The following is a 19032-nucleotide window of genomic DNA, read 5'->3' on the forward strand; positions in this document are numbered from 1 at the left end:
CAGCGAATTCAGTACACAACTTTATGACAGGGTATCCACAGCAAGTCTCAATATTCGGCAATATCTCTGTGCGACTTGGCAATTAATGAAACCGGACCGCGGTCTCCCGCTCGATCATCACGTGGCAAGCTGCATCGCCTTGTTAGCATCAGTGCATGTTCTCAACCCGTTGTGGTTGCGGGGGGAGTCGGGCTCAGCGATGTGAGTCTGCCTATCGCACAGAAGAAGTTATGGATCGGAGCTATGGGTAATTGCACTGGTTCTCGATCGGTGAACGTGCCGCGGCGTCGTGGGTGTGCTGATTCACGTTTTCCTGCAACAAGATTGATGAAAGAGCAGGAATTATGTCCGAGCGGGTGATCGTCAGCGGCGACGACGCGCTCGCGACGACGATCATTGAAGAATTGAAGCGGGCCGGCGCTAATGTGGTCCGGCTCACCGGTGCCGAGCGGGCTGGCACGCGGGTCAAGGCCGAGCTGGCAAGTGCGGGGATAGCCCGGGCGGCAGCCGTCGTCTGCGCTGGCGATGACGACGCGACCAATCTGGAGATAGCACTGCTGGCCCGCAAGGCCAACCCGGATATTCGCGTGGTCGCTCGGCTGGCTAACGACGTGCTCCGCGAGGCAGTGGCTGCCGACGAGGGGCCCAGCGCAATCTTCGACGTGGCCAGCCTGGCGGCTGCGGCGGTCGTCGAGACCTGCCTGGCGCGGACCACGCACCCCTTCGAGGTCGCCGGTATCGACTTCGTAGTGTTCGGAGCCGATGCGCCGCGGGATGCGACGCTGCGAGAGATATACGGCAAATTGGCACCGGTAGCTGTGGTACCTGCTGGCGCTGCCAGCGCGGGTGAGGTGATCGCGTGCCCCGGCCGCGATCTGAAGGTGCATGCCGGCGACTGGACCTCGATGATCGGCACCCGCCGTGAGCTCAACGCTTTCGGTATCGAGATTCCGCGCGATACCACGAAGCGGTCGCGTCAGTCTCGGCTGCGCCGTGCGATCGCGGCCTTACGGGCCTTGCCCAGCGACGTCAACCCCGCGTTCTACCCGGTAATGGTCGCGTTGGCGGTGCTGGTTATCGGATCGACCACCTTGCTGCATTTCGCCTACACAAACCCCGGAATGTCGTGGGTAGACGCCTTTTATTTCACTAACGAAACCATCACCACTACGGGCTACGGTGACTTCAGCTTCGCTGAGCAACCCACCTGGCTGCGGCTGTTTGCGGCCTGTCTGATGCTGGGCGGCGTCACCACGACCGCACTGCTGGTCGCATTCGTCGCCGACGTGTTGCTGTCGCGTCGGTTCGTATTGGAGTTCGGGCGTCCCCGGGCCCGGCATCTGCATAACCACGTGATTGTGGTCGGACTCAGCGCCCTCGGCATCCGGGTGGTGACAGATCTGACCGCGGCAGGACACGATGTGGCTGTCATCGAGCGTGACCCGAACAATCGCTTCCTCGCCGAGGCGAATCAACTCGACGTGCCGGTGATTTTCGGAGACGCCACGTTGCCCCAGACGTTGGCAGCGGCTCGCATCGATCGAGCGCGGGCGGTCGCGGTGTTGACTCGGGACGACATGATCAACATCGAAACCGGGATCGTGCTGCGGGAAATGTTGGGCCACAAGAAGCGTTCCCCTGCCAACCGAACCAGTCCAGAGGTGCCGGTGGTGTTGCGGGTGTACGACCACGAGCTCGGCTCCGCGGTGGCGCAGCGTTTCGGCTTCGAAAACGTCCGCTCCACAGTCGAACTGGCCGCCCCGTGGTTCATCGGCGCGGCGATAGGCCTACACGTTCTGGGTACGTTCTCGGTCAGTAACCGTTCCTTCCTGATCGGTGGGATGCACGTGGCGCCGGGCAGCGAACTCGACGGCATGCAGATCTTCAAGATGTCCACCCACACGCGCGTCATCGCGGTCGCCCGGGAGGACGCGCAGGTTCAGTTGAACCTGGGCCGCGACGTGCGCCTCAACGCCGGCGACACCGTCTACCTGGTCGGTCCGTACCGGGAACTGTTGGCGACGTTGCGGAAGGGGCAGGCCGCCGGCCAGCCTCCCATCGAAGACGAGCCGGGGCGCGACGGGCAGCCGTCGAACGTCAGGTCGCTCGGTGACACGCGCAACCAGCTTGAGTCCGAATCAAGATCGATCCGGTGCGGTGACGAAGGTGGCACGGAGGAGTGGAGAGCAAGCGAACCTGCCGACGCGGGCCCGGTCAGTTTGCCCACTGGGATGAATAGCTATCGGTCGTAATGGAATTTGCCTTTTTGCCGCCCGAGGTCAACTCGGGCCGGATCTACGCTGGCCCGGGCTCGGGGTCGATGCTGACTGCCGCGGACGCCTGGGCAAGCATCGCCGCGGAACTGTACCTGGCGGCCAGCGCCTACGGATCGGTCGTCTGCGCATTGGCTGGCGGGCCATGGTTAGGTGCGTCGTCGACGAGCATGGCCGCCGCCGCTGCCTCGTTCGTGGCGTGGATTCGCAGTACCGCTGCGCAGGCCGAAGAGACAGCCGCGCAGGCGACCGCGGCTGCTGTCGCCTACGAGGTGGCATTCGCGGGATCTGTGCCGCCGGAGGTGGTTGCGGCCAACCGCAGCCTGTTGATGTCCCTGGTCGCCACCAATCTGCTGGGACAGAACACACCGGCGATCGCGGTGACCGAAGCTGAGTACGGCGAGATGTGGGCGCAGGACGTGGCCGCGATGTACGGCTACGCGGGTGAGGCCGCGACAGCCACGCGCATCACGCCATTCAGCTCCCCGCGGCAGACCGCCGATTTGGCGGGGTTAGCAGACCGGGCGCACGCGGTCGGCACGGCCGCGTCGGTGTCTTCCGGAACCGCGCGCGACGCAGTCATACAAGCGGCGCGGATGTTTTCGGCCATTCCGGATCGGCTGAGTAACTTCGCGTCCAAAGGCTTGAGTCCGATAGACCTGTTCGACTTGGGGGCCGATTTGATCACGTACGTCATTGATGCTCCGATGGGTCCGTTGGCCGCGGTCTCCCTTCCTCTCGATGTCGTCGGCGCCCAGACAGGACTGCACACCGACGACATCGTCACCGCCTGGAGGGACGAGGGCGTCATTTCCGGCATGAAAGAAGCGTCTTCGTCGGTAACCGTCAAAGTGTCCGAAGGCGCAGTGTCGGCTGGTGTCGGCGAGGCGAACGCGGTGGGTTCGTTGTCAGTGCCGCCGACCTGGACGGCGGCGACGCCAGCGGTTCGCCCGGTCGCGTTGGCCATGCCAACAAGCGTCGGCGTTGCCGGGCAGCAGATGGTGGCGGCCGGCTCCAGCGACGCGTTGACTAACCTGGCTCTGGCCAGCACGGCGGGCCGGGCCTTGACCGACAGGGTAGGCGTACGCGAGCGAGTCAGACAGCCTGCGGTCGTGTGTGCGGTCGCGCCCCGGGAGGACCCCGAGAAGACCGGCGGAGACCCGGCGCCCCGCACCGCGGTAACCGGAATAGCCGCCGAGATCCGCGAATTCGCCAAGCTCCGAGATGAGGGTCTGATCACCGAGGAGCAGTTCATCCAACAGCGGAATCGGCTCCTCGACCTGTGACGTCGGCGCACCAAGTGGCCGGCATGCCCGCTATCGGGTGAAGATGCACCCGGCTTCGTGGGCTTGGTCGCGCGAGCAAGCCGACAAGTACGCGCAATCCGGCGGTGCCGGGGGCCGCGGACATGAAGCGCATGCCGCTCATCGTCCTCACCCTGGTGAGCTGAACGCTGCTCCTGGCGGCATGGCACCATTAACCGGTGTCCGCCGAACTGAGCCAAAGTCCACGCGAGTTGCCGCTGTGCGCGGCTGACATCGACGGTGCGGCCAAGCGAATCGCCCCGGTGGTCACCCCCACGCCCCTGCAATACAGCGACCGGTTGTCGGAGATCACCGGCGCGAGCGTCTACCTCAAACGCGAAGACCTGCAGGTGGTGCGTTCTTACAAGCTGCGCGGCGCCTACAACCTGTTGGTTCAGCTTTCTGACGAGGAGCTGGCCGCCGGAGTGGTGTGTTCGTCGGCGGGCAACCACGCGCAGGGCTTCGCCTATGCGTGCCGATCGTTGGGTGTGCACGGCCGCATCTACGTTCCAGCCAAGACGCCGAAGCAAAAGCGCGACCGGATCCGCTACCACGGACGGGAGTTCATCGAACTGATCGTGGGCGGCTCGACGTACGACCTGGCCGCCGCAGCGGCCCGCGACGACGTCGCACGCACCGGCGCCACGCTGGTGCCGCCCTACGACGACCTGCGCACCATGGCCGGTCAGGGCACTATTGCCGTGGAGATCCTGGACGCCCTGGGCGATGAGCCAGACGTGGTGGTGGTGCCCGTCGGTGGCGGCGGCTGCATCGCGGGTATCACCAGCTACCTGGCCGAACGGACGTCGAACACCGCGGTGCTGGGCATCGAGCCGGCCGGGGCCGCCGCGATGATGGCCGCGTTGGCCGCCGGTGAGCCCGTGACCCTCGAGCACGTGGACCAGTTCGTCGACGGCGCCGCGGTCGCGTGTGCCGGGAGGTTGACCTATGCCGCGCTGGCTGCGGCCGGTGACATGGTGTCGATCACGACGGTCGACGAAGGTGCGGTGTGCACCGCGATGCTTGACCTGTACCAGAACGAGGGCATCATCGCCGAGCCTGCGGGTGCGTTGTCGGTGGCCGGTCTGCTGGAGGCTGACGTCGAACCCGGCTCCACCGTGGTGTGTTTGATCTCGGGCGGCAACAACGACGTGTCCCGCTACGGCGAGGTACTGGAGCGCTCACTCGTCCACCTGGGTCTCAAGCACTATTTCCTGGTCGACTTTCCGCAGGAGCCGGGCGCGCTCCGGCGCTTTCTGGACGAGGTGCTCGGTCCTAACGACGACATCACGCTGTTCGAGTACGTCAAGCGCAACAACCGGGAGACCGGTGAGGCATTGGTTGGTATCCAGTTGGGTTCTGCCGCGGATCTGGACGGTCTGTTGGCCCGGATGCGGGCGACCGAGATGCACGTCGAAACCCTGCTTCCCGGATCGCCGGCGTACCGGTATCTGTTGCTCTGAGTTCCGCGCGTCGCGAGCGTGCGCCTAGTGCCGGTGGTGGCGGCGTGTCGCTGTGCTGAAGTGCACGCTCGGCAATCGTCAGCCTAGGTAGGCCGGCAGTGGCTGAGCGGGGTCCAAATCCCCGTCGGGGATTGGAATCCCGGCACCCAAGGACAACGGCACTACGCCCGCCCAGTACGGCAGGGCCAGGTCTTCGGCGTCGTCGGCCACGCCGCCGGCGCGCACCTTGGCCGAGACTTCCACCAAATCCAGCGCCAGCACAGCGGTCGCGGCGAGTTCTCGAGCGTTCGGCGACCGGCAGTCGTCGGCCCGGCCGGCCCGAATGTGGTCGAGCACCGCATGCAGCGCTCGCCGTTTCTCGTCGGGATCTTCAACGACGCGCGCCGTTCCGACCGCGACGACCGAGCGGTAGTTCATCGAGTGGTGCATCGCCGACCGGGCCAGCACCAATCCGTCGAGGAGCGTGACCGTGACGCAGACGGGCATGCCGGACAGTCGGGCTGCCATCATCGGGCCGCTGCCCGAGGAGCCGTGGATGTAGAGGGTCTCGTCGATGCGGGTGTGGATGGTCGGCAAGACCACGGGCCGGCCATCGCGGACATAGCCGAGGTGGCAGATCAGCGACTCGTCCAGGATCTGGTGCACGGTCTCGCGGTCATAGTGCCCGCGATCCCGGTAGCGGGACGGGGTCGTGCGTGGGGTGGGTTGATACGCCGTGTCCATCATCTTGCCTTCATGTTTGTTCTAGTACATAATGAGTAGCGTGCCAGTACGATACACCATCACCGGGTCCGGCGCCGAGTCGATTGCCGCCAGCATCGAGGAGGGCATCTCACAGGGCGCCCTGGCACCGGGCGATCCGCTGCCGTCGATCCGGGAGGTCGCCGGTCAGCTCGGGGTGAACGCCAATACGGTTGCTGCCGCCTACCGTTTGCTGCGCGAGCGCGGCGCGGTCGAGACCGCGGGCCGGCGCGGCACCCGGGTGCGCAGCCGGCCGGCGACCACACCGCGTTCGTTGCTCGGCCTCGCGGTTCCCGAGGGGGCGCGCGACCTGTCGACCGGGAACCCCGATCCCGCGTTGTTGCCGATCGCGACTGTGCCGTTGGCTCCGGTTCGGCAGGGCCGGCCGCTGCTCTACGGGCAGTCGGCGATGTCGGCGGAGTTGGTCGAGCGCGCCCGCGCGGATCTGAGTGCTGACGGAGTGCCGGGTGAGCACCTGGCGGTGACCAGCGGTGCGCTCGACGGTATCGAGCGCGTGCTCAGTGCGCATCTGCGTCCGGGCGACCGGGTGGCGGTTGAGGATCCGGGCTGGGCGAATATGCTCGATCTCGTTGCGGCGCTGGGGCTTTCCCCGGAGCCGGTCAAAGTCGACGACGACGGGCCGGTGGTGCTCAGCATGGCGCGGGCGCTGCGTCGCGGCGTGAAGGCCGTTATCGTCACCACCCGGGCGCAGAACCCGACCGGCGCCGCGCTGTCCAAGGAACGCGCGAAGGCACTGCGCAGTCTGCTGGCCGCCAAGACCAGCGACGTGCTGGTGATCGAGGATGACCACTGCGCCAAGATCTCCGGTGTACCGCTGCACGCCTTGGCCGGGGCGACGCGGCGCTGGGCTTTCGTCCGGTCGGTGTCCAAGGCGTACGGTCCGGACCTGCGGCTCGCCGTGTTGGCCGGAGATCGCCGCACTGTCGAGCGGGTCCATGGTCGACTGCGGTTGGGGCCGGGGTGGGTGAGCCGACTGTTGCAGGATCTCGCTGTGCGCCTGTGGTCCGACGACGCTGCGACGGAACTTGTTCACCAGGCCAGGACGCACTACGCCAAGAATCGCACCGCGCTTCGTGACGCACTGGCTGATCGCGACGTGGCCTCGCACGGCCGTTCGGGATTGAACGTCTGGGTGCCGGTGCCTGACGAGACGGTCGCCATCACCCGCCTGCTCAACGCGGGCTGGGCGGCTGCGCCCGGAACGCGGTTCCGGATGGACACGCCACCGGGTATGCGCGTCACAATCGCGGACCTGGCGGACGACGAGATCGAGCCGCTGGCTGACGCCATCGCCGAGGCCATTCACGGCACCGGGCCCGCGGGTGTATGACCGTGGCTTTTAGACGAGCAGCCAGACGAAGAGCGTGACGTAGACGAGGAAATGGGCCACCGACAGCGCCAGCGCGGCGATCGCCATGCCGCGACCTTCGCGGTCACCGGCCTCGGCGTGGGCCAGCGCGTTCATAGCGAGTGGGACGGTGATCACCGCGGCCGGGACGAAGGGCAGCAGGAACTGCAGGATGGCGACCGTCAGGCTGAAAACGGCACGGCGATTGACGTTGCGCCGGTGCGGCGCAAAGACGGAGAAGACCAGTGCCGGGCTGATGGTGGTCATGTCTGGAAGTACCTGCCCTCTCGCTCGTGGAATCTCGGTGAGCTCAGCGTCGCGCACCGCCCTTGGAGGATCCTTGGAGATTTCTCACGCCCGCGTCGCTTGGCGCCGCCCGTTACCTGACTATCGCGAAGGAGTGCCCGGGGAGCCGGGTACAACCTTTCCTAATCTCAGGAGCGTCCCAGGCCAGCACCAGCTCACCACCGATCGGCACGCTCGCCGGCTCGGCGCCGAGATTGCAGGCGATCGCCAGCGCGCCGCGGCGCAGCATGATCCAGCGTTGGTCTTCGTCATAGTCGACGACGAGGTGGTCCAGCCACGGGTCGGCCAAGTCGGGCTCGGTGCGCCGCAGGGCGATCAGTTCCCGGTACACCGCCAGCAGTCGCGCGTGCTGGCCGCCCAATACCTCATCCCACTCGAGCTTGGAGCGCTGGAACGTCTGCGGGTCCTGGGGATCGGGAATCTCATCGGCATCCCAGCCGTGCTCGGCGAACTCCGCCTTGCGCCCATCCCGGGTGGCCTGCGCCAACTCCGGTTCGGGATGGGAGCTGAAAAACTGGAACGGGGTGGACGCGCCCCACTCCTCGCCCATGAAGAGCATTGCTGTGTAAGGAGACGCGAGCACCAACGCGGCCTTGACGGCCAACTGTCCCGGAGTCAGGTTCTGCGACGGGCGATCCCCGAGCGCGCGATTGCCTACCTGGTCGTGGGTGCAGGTATAGGCCAGCAGCCTGGTCGCCGGAATCCCGGTTTCCTCGGCGGTGTCCAGCGGGCGTCCGTGCCGGCGCCGACGGAACGACGAGTAGGTGCCGGCGTGGAAGAAGCCGTGGCGCAGGGTCTGGGCCAGGGTTGCGACGGAGCCGAAGTCGCCGTAGTAGCCTTGCCGTTCGCCGGACACCGCCGTGTGGATGGCGTGATGGATATCGTCGGCCCACTGCGCGGTCAGGCCGTATCCGCCACGCTCCCGCGGGGTGATCAGGCGCGGATCGTTGAGGTCGCTCTCGGCGACCAGCGCCAGGGGGCGCCCCAACTGCCTTGACAGCCAGTCGGTTTCGGTGGCCATTTCCTCGAGCAGGTGTATCGCGGTGAGGTCCACCAGCGCGTGCACCGCGTCCAGTCGCAGGCCGTCGGCATGGAAGTCGCGCATCCACCGCAGCGCACATCCGATGATGTAGCGGCGCACCTCGTCGGAATCGGCGTCGGCAATGTTGATGCCTTCGCCCCACGGGTTGCTTGCCGAGGACAGATACGGCCCGAATTTGGGCAGGTAGTTGCCCGAGGGGCCGAGGTGGTTGAACACCGCGTCGATCAGCACTCCCAGCCCGCGGGCGTGGCAGGCATCGACGAGCCTGACCAGGCCGTCGGGACCGCCGTAGGGCTCGTGCACGCTGTACCACAGCACGCCGTCGTAACCCCAGCCGTGGGTACCGGCGAAGGAGTTGACGGGCATCAGCTCGACGAAGTCGACGCCGAGATCGACCAGATAATCCAGCTTGTCGATCGCGGAGTCGAATGTCCCGTCGGGAGTGAAGGTGCCGACGTGCAGCTCGTAGATCACTGCCCCCGCCACGGAGCGGCCCCCCCAATCGCCGTCGGTCCAAGCGGCGGCCGAAGGATCCCACAGTTGAGAGCGTTCGTGCACGCCGTCAGGCTGGCGCGGTGAACGGGGGTCCGGTAGCACGGTGGGGTCGTCGTCGAGTAGGAACCCGTAGCGGGCATCCTCCGGCGCATCCACGTCGGCGTGCCACCAGCCGTTGTCGGAGCGGATCATGCGGTGCACCGCCCCGTCGACGTCAAGCCGCACCGATTCGGGCTTGGGTGCCCATACTCTGAATTCAGTCATCGCGACGCTCCAACAGCACTACGGGCAACTCGCCGAACAATTGCGCGGCCGATATCGGTCCGCTGGCCGTCGCGCCGGTCAGTCGGTCGGTCCAGGATCCTTCGGGCAGCGGCAACACTGTGTCACCCCAGCCGGTGTCGGCCAAGGCGACCGTCCAACGGGTCACCGCCACCAGAACGCCGGGGCCGCGGCGGAACGCGACGATGTGGTCGTCGGCCTGACCGGCGGCGAGCACCGGCACGTACTCGCCGTGCAGAAAGCAGTCCGGTCGCGAACGCCGCAGCCGCAGCGCCGTCATGACCACACGAATCTTGTTGTGCTGCAAGTCTTTCAGTGCGGCGCGGCGGGCCGCGTAGTCGACTTCGCGGCGGTTGTCCGGGTCGACCAGGCTGTCATCCCACATCTCGGTGCCCTGATAGATGTCGGGAATGCCCGGCACGGTCAGAGCCAGCAGCTTCTGACCCAGCGCGTCGCTGGCGGCATGAGGGTTCAGCTGGCCGACGAGTCCGGTCAGTTCGCCGGCCACCGGCCCATCCAGCACCGTGTCCAGCCAGCTGTGCACGGCGCCTTCGAACACGGAATCCGGGTCGTTCCACGACGTATGCCACGCCGCCTCCCGGATCGCCTTCTCGGCGTAGGCATGCAGGCGGTCGCGCAGTTCGCTGGTGACCTCCCCGCTCACCGGCCAGACGCCGAAGATGTTCTGCCACAGGAACTGTCCAGTCGCCGGGTCGGGCGAGGGGGCATGGCTTTCCCACCGCCCGACGAATTGCGCCCACAGCGACGGCACCTGCGACAGCACTCCGATTCGGGCCCGGACGTCTTCGCCGCGTTTGGTGTCGTGCGTGGTCAGCGTCGTCATGGCCGCCGGCCACAGCCGCGCCCGGGTGGCCGCGCTCTGATGGAACTCGGCGACCCCGACTCCGAACCGGTGCGGTTCACCGCCGACCTCGTTGAGTGACACCAGGCGGGCGTCGCGGTAGAACAGGCAGTCTTCGACCGCTTTCGCGGTCACCGCTCCGCACAGCTGCTGCAGGCGGGTGGCGGGTTCGCCGCCGAGCGCCAGGGCCGCCGCCAAGACGGCCAGCGCCGGCCCCAGATCGGGTTGCGCTGCCTCGGTTTTCGCTAAGGCCGCGGGCAGCAACGCCGACAACCCCTGGTAGTCGGACCGGTAGACGTCGATGTGGGTCAGCAGTGCGGCCACGGCCTCGGGCAGCCGCGGATCGTCGGCGCCCGCGGTCGCCACAATGGCACGCCGCAACCGGGCCAGCTCGCTGGACAGGGTGTCGGTAGCGGCGCGAATCTTGAGTTCGGCCAACATGTCCGGCATTGCGCTGTAGTCCACGCCGGCGGATTCGACGAGTTCGGTGAGGGCGGCTTCCCCCCGCGGATCGACGAAAAGCCCGCCCACTTCCCGTAGCACGTCGTAGCCGGTGGTGCCCGCGACCGGCAGGGTCGGCTCCAACGCCTCGTCGACGGCGAGGATCTTCTCGATCACTATCCAGGCGTCGGGTCCCACGGACTCGCGCAGCCAGATCAGATAGCTCGCCGGATCGGCCAATCCATCGGGATGGTCGATGCGCACCCCGTCGACAAGTCGCTCGCTGAACCAGCGCGCCACCTCGGCGTGGCTCGCGTCAAAGACGCTGCGGTCCTCCTGGCGTAATCCGGCCAGTGACGTGATGGAGAAGAAACGGCGGTAGCCGACGACCCCGTTGCGCCAGCCCACCAGGCGGTAGTGCTGGCGCTCGTGCACCTCGGGGCCGGGGCCGTCGCCGGTGCCGGGAGCGATCGGAAGTGCGAGGTCGCCCAGTCGCAGCAGGTCGCCGTCGGCGGTCAGATCGGCGGCATCGTCGTCAGAACCCAACAGCGGCAACACGATTCGTCCCGCGTCGTCCAGTGTCCAGTCGATGTCGAAGAAGCCGGCGTATTCCGAATCTCGTCCGTGCCGGAGCACATCCCACCACCAGGCGTTCTGGTCGGGCTTGTCGATGCCGACATGGTTGGGCACCACGTCGATCACCAGGCCCATTCCGCGTGCCCGTGCCGCCCGCGACAACCGCGCCAGCCCCTCGGGGCCGCCCAGGTCGGGTGACACGGTGGTCGGGTCGGTGACGTCGTAGCCATGTGACGATCCGCCGACCGCGGTCAGTACGGGGGACAGGTACACGTGGGACACCCCGAGTTCGTCGAGGTAATCCAACAGATTCTCGGCGTCATCGAGGGTGAACGCAAAACCACTGGACGCGCCGCGAAGCTGCAACCGATAGGTTGCCGATATTGAAAAAGTCATGCGTTACAGCGTCTTACGCAAGATGAGGACGGAGCGGCCGGGCAGGGCGACCGCGTCGCCCTCGTTAGCCACCCGCTCGGCCACCCCGGTCGGGCTGGTGGTGTCCAGCTCCACTGTCCATTGCTGTGCGTAGTCGCCATGTGGCATGACAAAAGTGACTTCCTGATCGTGGGCGTTGAAGCAGAGCAGGAACGAGTCATCGACGATGCGTTCGCCACGGCGATTCGGTTCGGGTAGTGCCTGGCCGTTGAGAAACACCGCGATGCTCTTGCCGAAGTCGTTGTCCCAGTCCTGTTCGGTCATCTCCTGGCCGGAGGGCGTCAGCCAGGCGATGTCGTGGATGTCGGCCTCGCCGCTGCGGATGGGCCGGCCCTTGAGGAAGCGACGCCGGCGAAACACCGGATGCTTTCGGCGTAGTCGTGTCACCTTGCGCGCGAAGGCCAACTGATCGGCGTTCTTCTCGACCAGCGACCAGTCCATCCAGGACAACTGGGAGTCCTGACAGTAGACGTTGTTGTTGCCCAACTGGGTCCGCCCGATCTCGTCGCCGTGGGAGATCATCGGGGTGCCCTGGCTGACCATCAGGGTTACCCAGAAGTTGCGCATCTGTTGGCAACGCAGCCCGAGGATGTCCGGGTCGTCGGTGGGGCCTTCCACCCCGCAGTTCCAGGACCTGTTGTGGCTTTCGCCGTCCCGGTTGTCCTCGCCGTTGGCGATGTTGTGTTTTTCGTTGTAGGACACCAGATCATGCATGGTGAACCCGTCGTGGGCGGTGACGAAATTGATGCTGGCGCCGGGGCGCCGACCGGTCGCCTCATACAGGTCCGACGACCCGGTCAGCCGGGAAGCGAACTCGCCCAGGGTTGCGGGCTCGCCCCGCCAGTAGTCGCGCACAGTGTCGCGGTATTTCCCGTTCCACTCGGTCCACAAACCTGGGAAGTTGCCGACTTGGTAGCCACCTTCGCCGACATCCCACGGTTCGGCGATCAACTTCACCTGGCTGACCACCGGATCCTGCTGAACCAGGTCGAAAAATGCCGACAGCCGGTCGACGTCGTAGAACTCGCGGGCCAGGGTGGCCGCGAGGTCGAACCGGAAGCCGTCGACATGCATCTCCAGCACCCAGTAGCGCAACGAATCCATAATCAGCTGCAGGGTGTGCGGGTGCCGGACATTGAGGCTGTTGCCGGTGCCGGTGAAATCCTTGTAGTGGCGCAGATCACCGTCGACCAGGCGGTAGTAGGCGGCGTTGTCGATGCCGCGAAAGTTGATGGTCGGACCGAGATGATTTCCTTCGGCGGTGTGGTTGTAGACCACGTCGAGGATCACTTCGATGCCGGCCTCGTGGAAGGTGCGCACCATCGCTTTGAACTCGGCGACAGCGCCACCGGGTTTGCGAGTGGCCGCGTATTGGTAGTGCGGAGCCAGGAAGCCGAATGTGTTGTAGCCCCAATAGTTTCGCAGCCCTAGGTCCACCAGACGATGGTCGTGCAGGAACTGGTGCACCGGCATCAGTTCGATGGCGGTGACGTTCAGTGACTTGAGGTGGTCGATGATCACCGGGTGCGCCAGGCCGGCGTAGGTACCGCGCAGCTCGTGCGGGATGCCTGGATGAGTTTGCGTCATGCCCTTGACGTGCGCCTCGTAAATGATCGTTTCGTGGTAGGGCGTGCAGGGCGCCCGGTCCGATGCCCAGTCGAAGAACGGGTTGATCACCACGCTGGTCATGGTGTGGCCCAGGGAGTCGACCATCGGGGGAGTGCCGGTTTCGGAGGGGTCCTCGGCCGCCACCGCCAGGTCGTAGGAGAACAGCGCCTGGGTGAAGTCGAAATCGCCGACGAAGGATTTGCCGTACGGGTCGAGCAGCAGCTTGCTCGGATCGCACCGGTGGCCCGCCGCCGGATCGAACGGTCCGTGCACCCGGAACCCGTAGCGCTGCCCGGGGGTCACGGTCGGTAGGTAGCAGTGCCAGATGTAACCGTCGACCTCGTCGAGATTGATCCGGGTCTCGCTGCCGTCCCGCTCGATCAGGCACAACTCGACCTTGTCGGCGACTTCGGAGAACAACGAAAAGTTGGTCCCGGCGCCGTCGTAGGTGGCTCCGAGTGGAAATGGCGCCCCGGGCCACACGGTCACCAATTCGGGCGAGCCATCAGCGCCGTCGTATGAACCCTCGTTCTCACGCTCCGTCGGCGACATCACTAGACCTTATCCGTGTCGGGCATCCCTGGGTGGCGTGTCACCACCAACCGGTGACCGCCGCGATCTGGCGGCCCAGTTCGGGCGCCAGCGTTCGCATGTAAGTCGGTGTCAGGTGATGAGGATCGCGGTAGATCAGGACGTTTCCTTCGACCGCGCGGCAGATGTCGGGCTCACAGATCGCGTCGGACAGGTCAATTGGCTTCAGTAGCGGGAACTGCCCGACGAAGTCCAGCGTGCCGTTGTGATCGGACAGCATGTCGGAGCGCTTTACGTCGCACGAATCCGAGCCGCGGGCCTTGGCCAGGCAGTCGGCGGGGTTGAAGGGTTGACCGTCCTTGACCAGCCAGGGCGTATCCCGCACGCCGAGGATCGGGATGTTGTTGTCGGACAACGTTTGCCAAATCCCGATGTAGGTGGCGGGCATCACGTCGCCGGCCTTGATATTCCAGGGTCGGGTCGAGGTGGTGAACACGTAATCGGGACGATCGGTGACCAGCTTGGCCATCGTCGCCTCCACCCATTGCCGGCACTGTGGATAAGGCGCGTTGTTACCCATGATCAGCGGGACCTGTTCGGTAGACAGCGCGCAGCCCATCTTGAGATAGGTCACCACCTTGAAGTGATGCAGCCGGCCGAGCAGATCCAGCGCCGGCAGCCAGTGTTCCGCGTGTGATCCGCCCGCCAGCGCGATGGTTCGAGGGGCATCGGTGTCGCCGTAGGTGCAGTTGACCACCGTCGGATTGACGAAGTCGCTGATGCACCCGTCCCTGGTGGACACGGGAAGGTCCTCTTTGACTTCCAGCACCGTGGGCCGCATCCGCAGTTTGGGCACCCGCACGTGGTTGACCAACGCTCGCGCTCCCGGGTAGTCGGCGGAACTCAGGCCGCTGAGCTCCTTGCCGCCGGCGCGCTCGGCGACCAGGTGTTCGCGCCAGGTGAATGATGTCGCCGTCAGGGTGACGCCCAGCAGGGCCACCACCGATCCCAGCGCGATCGTCGGTCGGCGCAACCGCTGCTGCCAGGGCACCGACGAGGCGGGCGCGGGCGATGCGCGGTAGCGCAACGGATCCTCGACGTGCCGGCTGGTCAGGTACGCCAGCACCCCCGACACCAGCAGCACGCCCATGCCCTCGAGCAAGTTGGCGTGGTGGTGGCCGGTGTAGGAGAGCCAGAAGATCAGCAGGGGCCAGTGCCACAGGTATAGGGAGTAGGCCATCGCGCCCAGCGTCACCAGCGGTCCGATGGCCAGCATCCGGTTGGGCAGCGGCATCCGGCCGCGGGTCGCGGGGTCGGCGGCCATGTTGGCTCCGGCCATGATCATCAGCATCGCGGCACCGACCGGTACTAGCGCCCACGGGCCGGGAAACTCCTTCACGCCGTCGATCAGGGCGCCGCATGACAGGATGGCCCCCAGCGCCATCGTGGCGACCGCCGTCCGCAGCCACATCGGCCAGCGGATATAGGGGACCGCGGCGCCTACCAGCGCGCCCAGTAACAGCTCCCAGGCCCGGGCAAAGCTGTTGTAGTAAGCGGTCGCCTGGTAGGCGTTGTGGGCGATCACCGCGTAGACGAACGACGCCACCGTCAGGGCGCTCAGCAACACCACGAACACCGTCCGCAGGTGTCTGCCCAATGGTTTGCGCAGCAAATAGGTAACGGCGGCGATCGCCAGCAGAAACGCCACGTAGAACTGGCCCTGTACCGACATCGACCAGATGTGCTGCAACGGACTGACCGCCTCACCTGCGCGCAGGTAGTCCGCCGCCGAATTGGCCAGTTCCCAGTTCTGGTAGTAACCGAGGCTGGCCAGGCTCTGGTCGGCGAACGCCTCCCAGCGGGTCTGCGGCTGGATCAGGACGGTGAGCAGCGCACACGCGGCCAGCACCACGACCAGCGCGGGCAGCAACCGGCGGATCAGGCGGACCACCTCGGTGGCGGGGGACAACTTCCCGCCGAGCGCGGCGCGTAGCACCTTGCCGCCGAAGAAGAACCCGGACAACGCCAGGAACACGTCGACGCCACCGGACACCCGGCCGAACCAGATGTGGAACGCGGCCACCAGAGCGATCGCGATGCCGCGCAGACCGTCGAGATCGTGCCGGTAGAAGCCGGACGAAGGCGTGCCCATGCCGCCGGACTGCGCGGTGGCAGCCGGGCTCCGGGACAGGGTGGGCGTCGGCATGGTCACCGAATAACTTACCCAAAACCGCCGCCCGCTCCTTTGCGGAGCAAGCGGCGGCTGGTGGAAATCCGGGAAAGCCCCGGGCGTCTTACCGAGGAGCGGTGACAGCGGGCGCCGGTTGCGCCGGCAGCAGCTGCAGCGGCGGCTGGGGCGTCGGAACCAGCGGAGCCGCGGGCTGGGGGATCACCTGCCGCAGCGGGGCCTGCGGAGCCGCCTGCTGCTGCAGCGGAGCCTGCTGGACCGGAGCCTGCTGGCCGGGGATGGTTTGGGCGGGAGCTTGTTGGCCGGGGATGGTTTGGGCGGGAGCTTGTTGGCCGGGGATGGTTTGGGCGGGAGCTTGTTGGCCGGGGATGGTTTGGGCGGGAGCTTGTTGGCCGGGGATGGTTTGGGCCGGGGCTTGTTGGCCGGGGATGGTTTGGGCGGGAGCTTGTTGGCCGGGGATGGTTTGGGCCGGAGCCGGCTGCACCGGGCCTGTCTGCAACGAATTGGTCCCCAGGATCCGAACCAGGTACGGGGCCATGCCACTGGCGCGCACCGGGGAGACCTGCACGACATCGCCGACCTCGAGCATCTGCCCGTTCCCCAGGTACATTGCGACGCTCTGGGTGCCTTCAGGGCCGTAGAAGATCAGATCAGCCTTGCGGGCCTGCTGCGGAAGCACCTTCTCGCCTACCCGGTACATCTGGCCCGAGGAGCGCGGCAACTTCAGGCCGGCGCCGGCGTAGGCGTACTGGATCAGGCCCGATGCGTCGAAGCCGACCGTGTTGATGCCCGACCCGGTACCGCGGGTGGGGCCAGAGACACCGCCGCCTGCCCAGGAGAACGGCACGCCGCGCTGCGAGAGTCCCCGCGCGATCACGGTGTCAGCGACCTGCTGATAGTCATTGCTTCGGGTGTAGGGGTCTGCGGAGGCGATGCCCGCGACGGTCACCATCGGCGCCACGAACATCACCAGCCCGATCGCGAAGGCGTAGACGCGTTTCATTTCGTTTCCTCGTTTCCTGGGGCCGGGTGGCCCCTCTGTGCCTCAGCGCGGTGACCGCGCGCATCCGCGCCGTTCAGGTGCGAAGGGCCGCCTCTTCGGGGCCGAGCGCCGCTGGACTTGATGGGGTGAGTCATCCAGTTAGCCGGAGTTAAATCACACCAGTCACTACAGACACTTTGACAACAGAGATAGGTGGCCGCCAGAGCGGCGAAACATTATTTGTAGGACCGTGACCGCACGGTGATAGGAACGGTCAATCCCGTGATGGCAGTTGTGATTTCGGTCTCAAAGATGATGCCGCCGCGTGATGTGGTCCGGGCGGCGTCAGCGACCGAAAGTGTTGCTGAAATCGGTCAGGGCGTGGCCCGCTACGGAGGCGAGGCTCAGCACGCCTACCGAGACGATTGGCCAAAAGGACATGAACCAGCCCTTCACCAGCGACACGAACGGGCCCAGCAGGGCGGCGGTCCCAGCTGCGCCGATGCCGCCCCACACCAGCGGGTAGATGTAGTAATTCAGGCCGAATGGCACCATCGGGCAGTCGTCGCCCTGGCAGACGTTGTCGGTGAAGGCAAACAGCCGGGTGGGCCAGTCGGTCATGGTGACCGCGGCGATCAACAACCCCAACAGCACGAACATGGTGACGACGTCCCAAGGAACCAGGCGCAGCCTGATCACCCGCGGCGGGTCGACTGCCTTGTCCGTGTCAGGGGACTGATCCGGTGCTGCCATGCCCTGCATGCTTCCCGATGGCGGGGTTTTCTGCGACCGCAACCGACTAGTGTCGGCATCCGTGGCAGCGGCCGGAAAAGCGGAACCCGGGTTGACGCCCGCCCAGATCAGCGCGATCGACGCCGCTCACCTGTGGCACCCCTACAGCACCATCGGCCGCGAAGCGATACCGCCGCTGGTGGCTGTGGCCGCTCACGGCGCCTGGCTGACGCTGATTCGCGACGGCCATCCGGTGCAGGCGCTGGATGCGATGAGCTCCTGGTGGACCGCGATCCACGGCCACGGCCACCCGGTTCTCGACGCGGCGATGACCGCCCAGCTGGACACCATGAACCACGTCATGTTCGGCGGCCTGACGCACGAGCCGGCGGCCCGGTTGGCCCAGTTGCTGGTGCAGATCACCCCGGCGGGCCTGGACACCGTGTTCTTCAGTGACTCCGGGTCGGTGTCGGTGGAAGTCGCGGTCAAAATGGCGCTGCAGTACTGGCGCAGCCTGGACCAACCGGCCAAGCACCGGCTGATGACCTGGCGCGGCGGCTATCACGGCGACACGTTCACGCCGATGAGCGTCTGTGACCCCGAGGGCGGCATGCACTCGCTATGGGCCGACGTGCTGAATCCGCAGGTCTTCGCCCCGCAGGTGCCGCGCGCTTACGACCCTGCCTACAGCGCGGCTTTCGAGGCTCAACTGGCCGAACATGCGGCCGAACTGGCCGCTGTCATCGTCGAGCCCGTCGTGCAGGGCGCGGGCGGCATGCGCTTCCACGACCCGCGCTACCTGACCGACCTGCGTGACATCTGCCGGCGGCACCGGGTGCTGCTGATCTTCGACGAGATCGCCACCGGCTTCGGTCGCACCGGTGAGCTCTTCGCCGCTGACCACACCGGCGTCAGCCCGGACATCATGTGCGTCGGCAAGGCGCTCACCGGGGGATACCTCAGCCTGGCCGCAACCCTGTGCAGCGCGGACATCGCAAACACCGTCAGCGCCGGTACCGCCGGCGCCCTGATGCACGGGCCGACGTTCATGGCCAACCCGCTGGCGTGCGCGGTGTCGGTGGCCAGTGTCGAGGTATTGCTGGCCCAGGACTGGCGGTCCCGGGTCGCGGCGATCGCCACCGGGTTGACCGACGGACTGGAGCCGGCTCGCGCGTTGGCGGGGGTCGCCGACGTACGAGTCTGCGGCGGGATCGGCGTCATCGAGTGCGAGCGGGCGGTGGACCTTGCCGTGGCGACGCCCGCGGCGCTGGACTGCGGGGTGTGGCTGCGCCCGTTCCGCAACCTGGTGTATGCGATGCCGCCGTACGTCTGCACGGCTGACGAGATCGCGCAGATCACCTCGGCGATGGTGCAGGTTGCGCGACTCGTAGTCTGATCACCG

At 66.4% G+C, this 19032-nt stretch carries 12 protein-coding genes and 1 pseudogene; 5 read left to right on the forward strand and 8 right to left on the reverse strand.

The features are described from left to right. Positions 1-344: 344 nt before the first annotated feature. From JX552_RS13475 to ilvA, 3 genes are all read left to right on the forward strand, one after another. Positions 345-2252 (forward strand): NAD-binding protein, encoded by a 1908-nt coding sequence (locus JX552_RS13475; protein WP_205877860.1) that lies wholly within the window; start codon positions 345-347, stop codon positions 2250-2252. After that, a complete protein-coding gene (locus tag JX552_RS13480) occupies positions 2252-3559 on the forward strand; it encodes a PPE family protein, SVP subgroup (RefSeq protein WP_205877861.1) in 1308 nt (435 codons plus the stop codon). Before JX552_RS13475 ends, JX552_RS13480 begins: the two co-directional genes overlap by 1 nt. Positions 3560-3756: 197 nt before the next feature. Further along, positions 3757-5040, forward strand: a complete 1284-nt coding sequence (ilvA, locus tag JX552_RS13485; RefSeq protein ID WP_205877862.1) for a threonine ammonia-lyase — start codon at positions 3757-3759, stop codon at positions 5038-5040. A 78-nt stretch (positions 5041-5118) separates the two neighbouring features. Here the strand turns inward: ilvA and JX552_RS13490 are convergent, their stop codons facing one another. Beyond that, the gene (locus tag JX552_RS13490; RefSeq protein ID WP_205878424.1) at positions 5119-5763 is read right to left on the reverse strand and encodes a pyridoxamine 5'-phosphate oxidase family protein; all 645 of its coding nucleotides are present in this window, start codon (positions 5761-5763) and stop codon (positions 5119-5121) included. A 40-nt stretch (positions 5764-5803) separates the two neighbouring features. Between JX552_RS13490 and JX552_RS13495 the strand changes: the two genes are divergently transcribed. After that, positions 5804-7132 (forward strand): aminotransferase class I/II-fold pyridoxal phosphate-dependent enzyme, encoded by a 1329-nt coding sequence (locus JX552_RS13495; RefSeq protein WP_205877863.1) that lies wholly within the window; start codon positions 5804-5806, stop codon positions 7130-7132. Between the two features lie 9 nt (positions 7133-7141). On the opposite strand, the gene JX552_RS13500 is transcribed toward JX552_RS13495, so the two are convergent. From JX552_RS13500 to JX552_RS13530, 7 genes and pseudogenes are all read right to left on the reverse strand, one after another. Next, complete coding sequence (locus JX552_RS13500; protein ID WP_205877864.1) at positions 7142-7417, reverse strand: DUF4190 domain-containing protein; 276 nt, start codon at positions 7415-7417, stop codon at positions 7142-7144. Between the two features lie 112 nt (positions 7418-7529). After that, positions 7530-9257, reverse strand: a complete 1728-nt coding sequence (gene treZ, locus JX552_RS13505; RefSeq protein ID WP_205877865.1) for a malto-oligosyltrehalose trehalohydrolase — start codon at positions 9255-9257, stop codon at positions 7530-7532. Continuing rightward, complete coding sequence (gene treY / locus JX552_RS13510; RefSeq protein ID WP_205877866.1) at positions 9250-11550, reverse strand: malto-oligosyltrehalose synthase; 2301 nt, start codon at positions 11548-11550, stop codon at positions 9250-9252. Before treY ends, treZ begins: the two co-directional genes overlap by 8 nt. A gap of 3 nt (positions 11551-11553) precedes the next feature. After that, entirely contained in the window at positions 11554-13749 is a 2196-nt protein-coding gene (gene glgX / locus JX552_RS13515; RefSeq protein ID WP_205877867.1) for a glycogen debranching protein GlgX, read from the reverse strand. Positions 13750-13789: 40 nt separating this feature from the next. Further along, positions 13790-15934 carry an acetyltransferase SucT gene (locus JX552_RS13520; protein WP_205877868.1) on the reverse strand — a complete coding sequence of 715 codons (2145 nt, stop codon included), beginning with the start codon at positions 15932-15934 and terminating at the stop codon, positions 13790-13792. 316 nt (positions 15935-16250) lie between these two features. Continuing rightward, positions 16251-16919 (reverse strand): annotated as a pseudogene (gene ripD / locus JX552_RS13525) (NlpC/P60 family peptidoglycan-binding protein RipD); the annotation flags it as partial. Positions 16920-17243: 324 nt separating this feature from the next. Next, positions 17244-17651: a hypothetical protein gene (locus JX552_RS13530; RefSeq protein WP_205877870.1), complete on the reverse strand. Its 408-nt coding sequence runs from the start codon at positions 17649-17651 to the stop codon at positions 17244-17246. 61 nt (positions 17652-17712) lie between these two features. Between JX552_RS13530 and JX552_RS13535 the strand changes: the two genes are divergently transcribed. Continuing rightward, on the forward strand, positions 17713-19026 hold the full coding sequence (locus tag JX552_RS13535; RefSeq protein WP_241011031.1) for an adenosylmethionine--8-amino-7-oxononanoate transaminase: 1314 nt from the start codon (positions 17713-17715) through the stop codon (positions 19024-19026). The last annotated feature ends 6 nt before the right edge of the window (positions 19027-19032 follow it).

It is taken from the genome of Mycobacterium gordonae (genome assembly GCF_017086405.1).
GTDB classification, from domain to species: Bacteria; Actinomycetota; Actinomycetes; order Mycobacteriales; family Mycobacteriaceae; genus Mycobacterium; species Mycobacterium gordonae_D.

Bases quoted from the DNA above. Each gene is read 5' to 3' on its own strand.
- JX552_RS13500 (WP_205877864.1), bottom strand. From the start codon at position 7,417: ATGACCACCATCAGCCCGGCACTGGTCTTCTCCGTCTTTGCGCCGCAC.
- JX552_RS13490 (WP_205878424.1), bottom strand. From the start codon at position 5,763: ATGGACACGGCGTATCAACCCACCCCACGCACGACCCCGTCCCGCTAC.
- JX552_RS13530 (WP_205877870.1), bottom strand. From the start codon at position 17,651: ATGGCAGCACCGGATCAGTCCCCTGACACGGACAAGGCAGTCGACCCG.
- treZ (WP_205877865.1), bottom strand. From the start codon at position 9,257: ATGACTGAATTCAGAGTATGGGCACCCAAGCCCGAATCGGTGCGGCTT.
- treY (WP_205877866.1), bottom strand. From the start codon at position 11,550: ATGACTTTTTCAATATCGGCAACCTATCGGTTGCAGCTTCGCGGCGCG.
- glgX (WP_205877867.1), bottom strand. From the start codon at position 13,749: ATGTCGCCGACGGAGCGTGAGAACGAGGGTTCATACGACGGCGCTGAT.
- JX552_RS13475 (WP_205877860.1), top strand. From the start codon at position 345: ATGTCCGAGCGGGTGATCGTCAGCGGCGACGACGCGCTCGCGACGACG.
- JX552_RS13480 (WP_205877861.1), top strand. From the start codon at position 2,252: ATGGAATTTGCCTTTTTGCCGCCCGAGGTCAACTCGGGCCGGATCTAC.
- JX552_RS13520 (WP_205877868.1), bottom strand. From the start codon at position 15,934: ATGCCGACGCCCACCCTGTCCCGGAGCCCGGCTGCCACCGCGCAGTCC.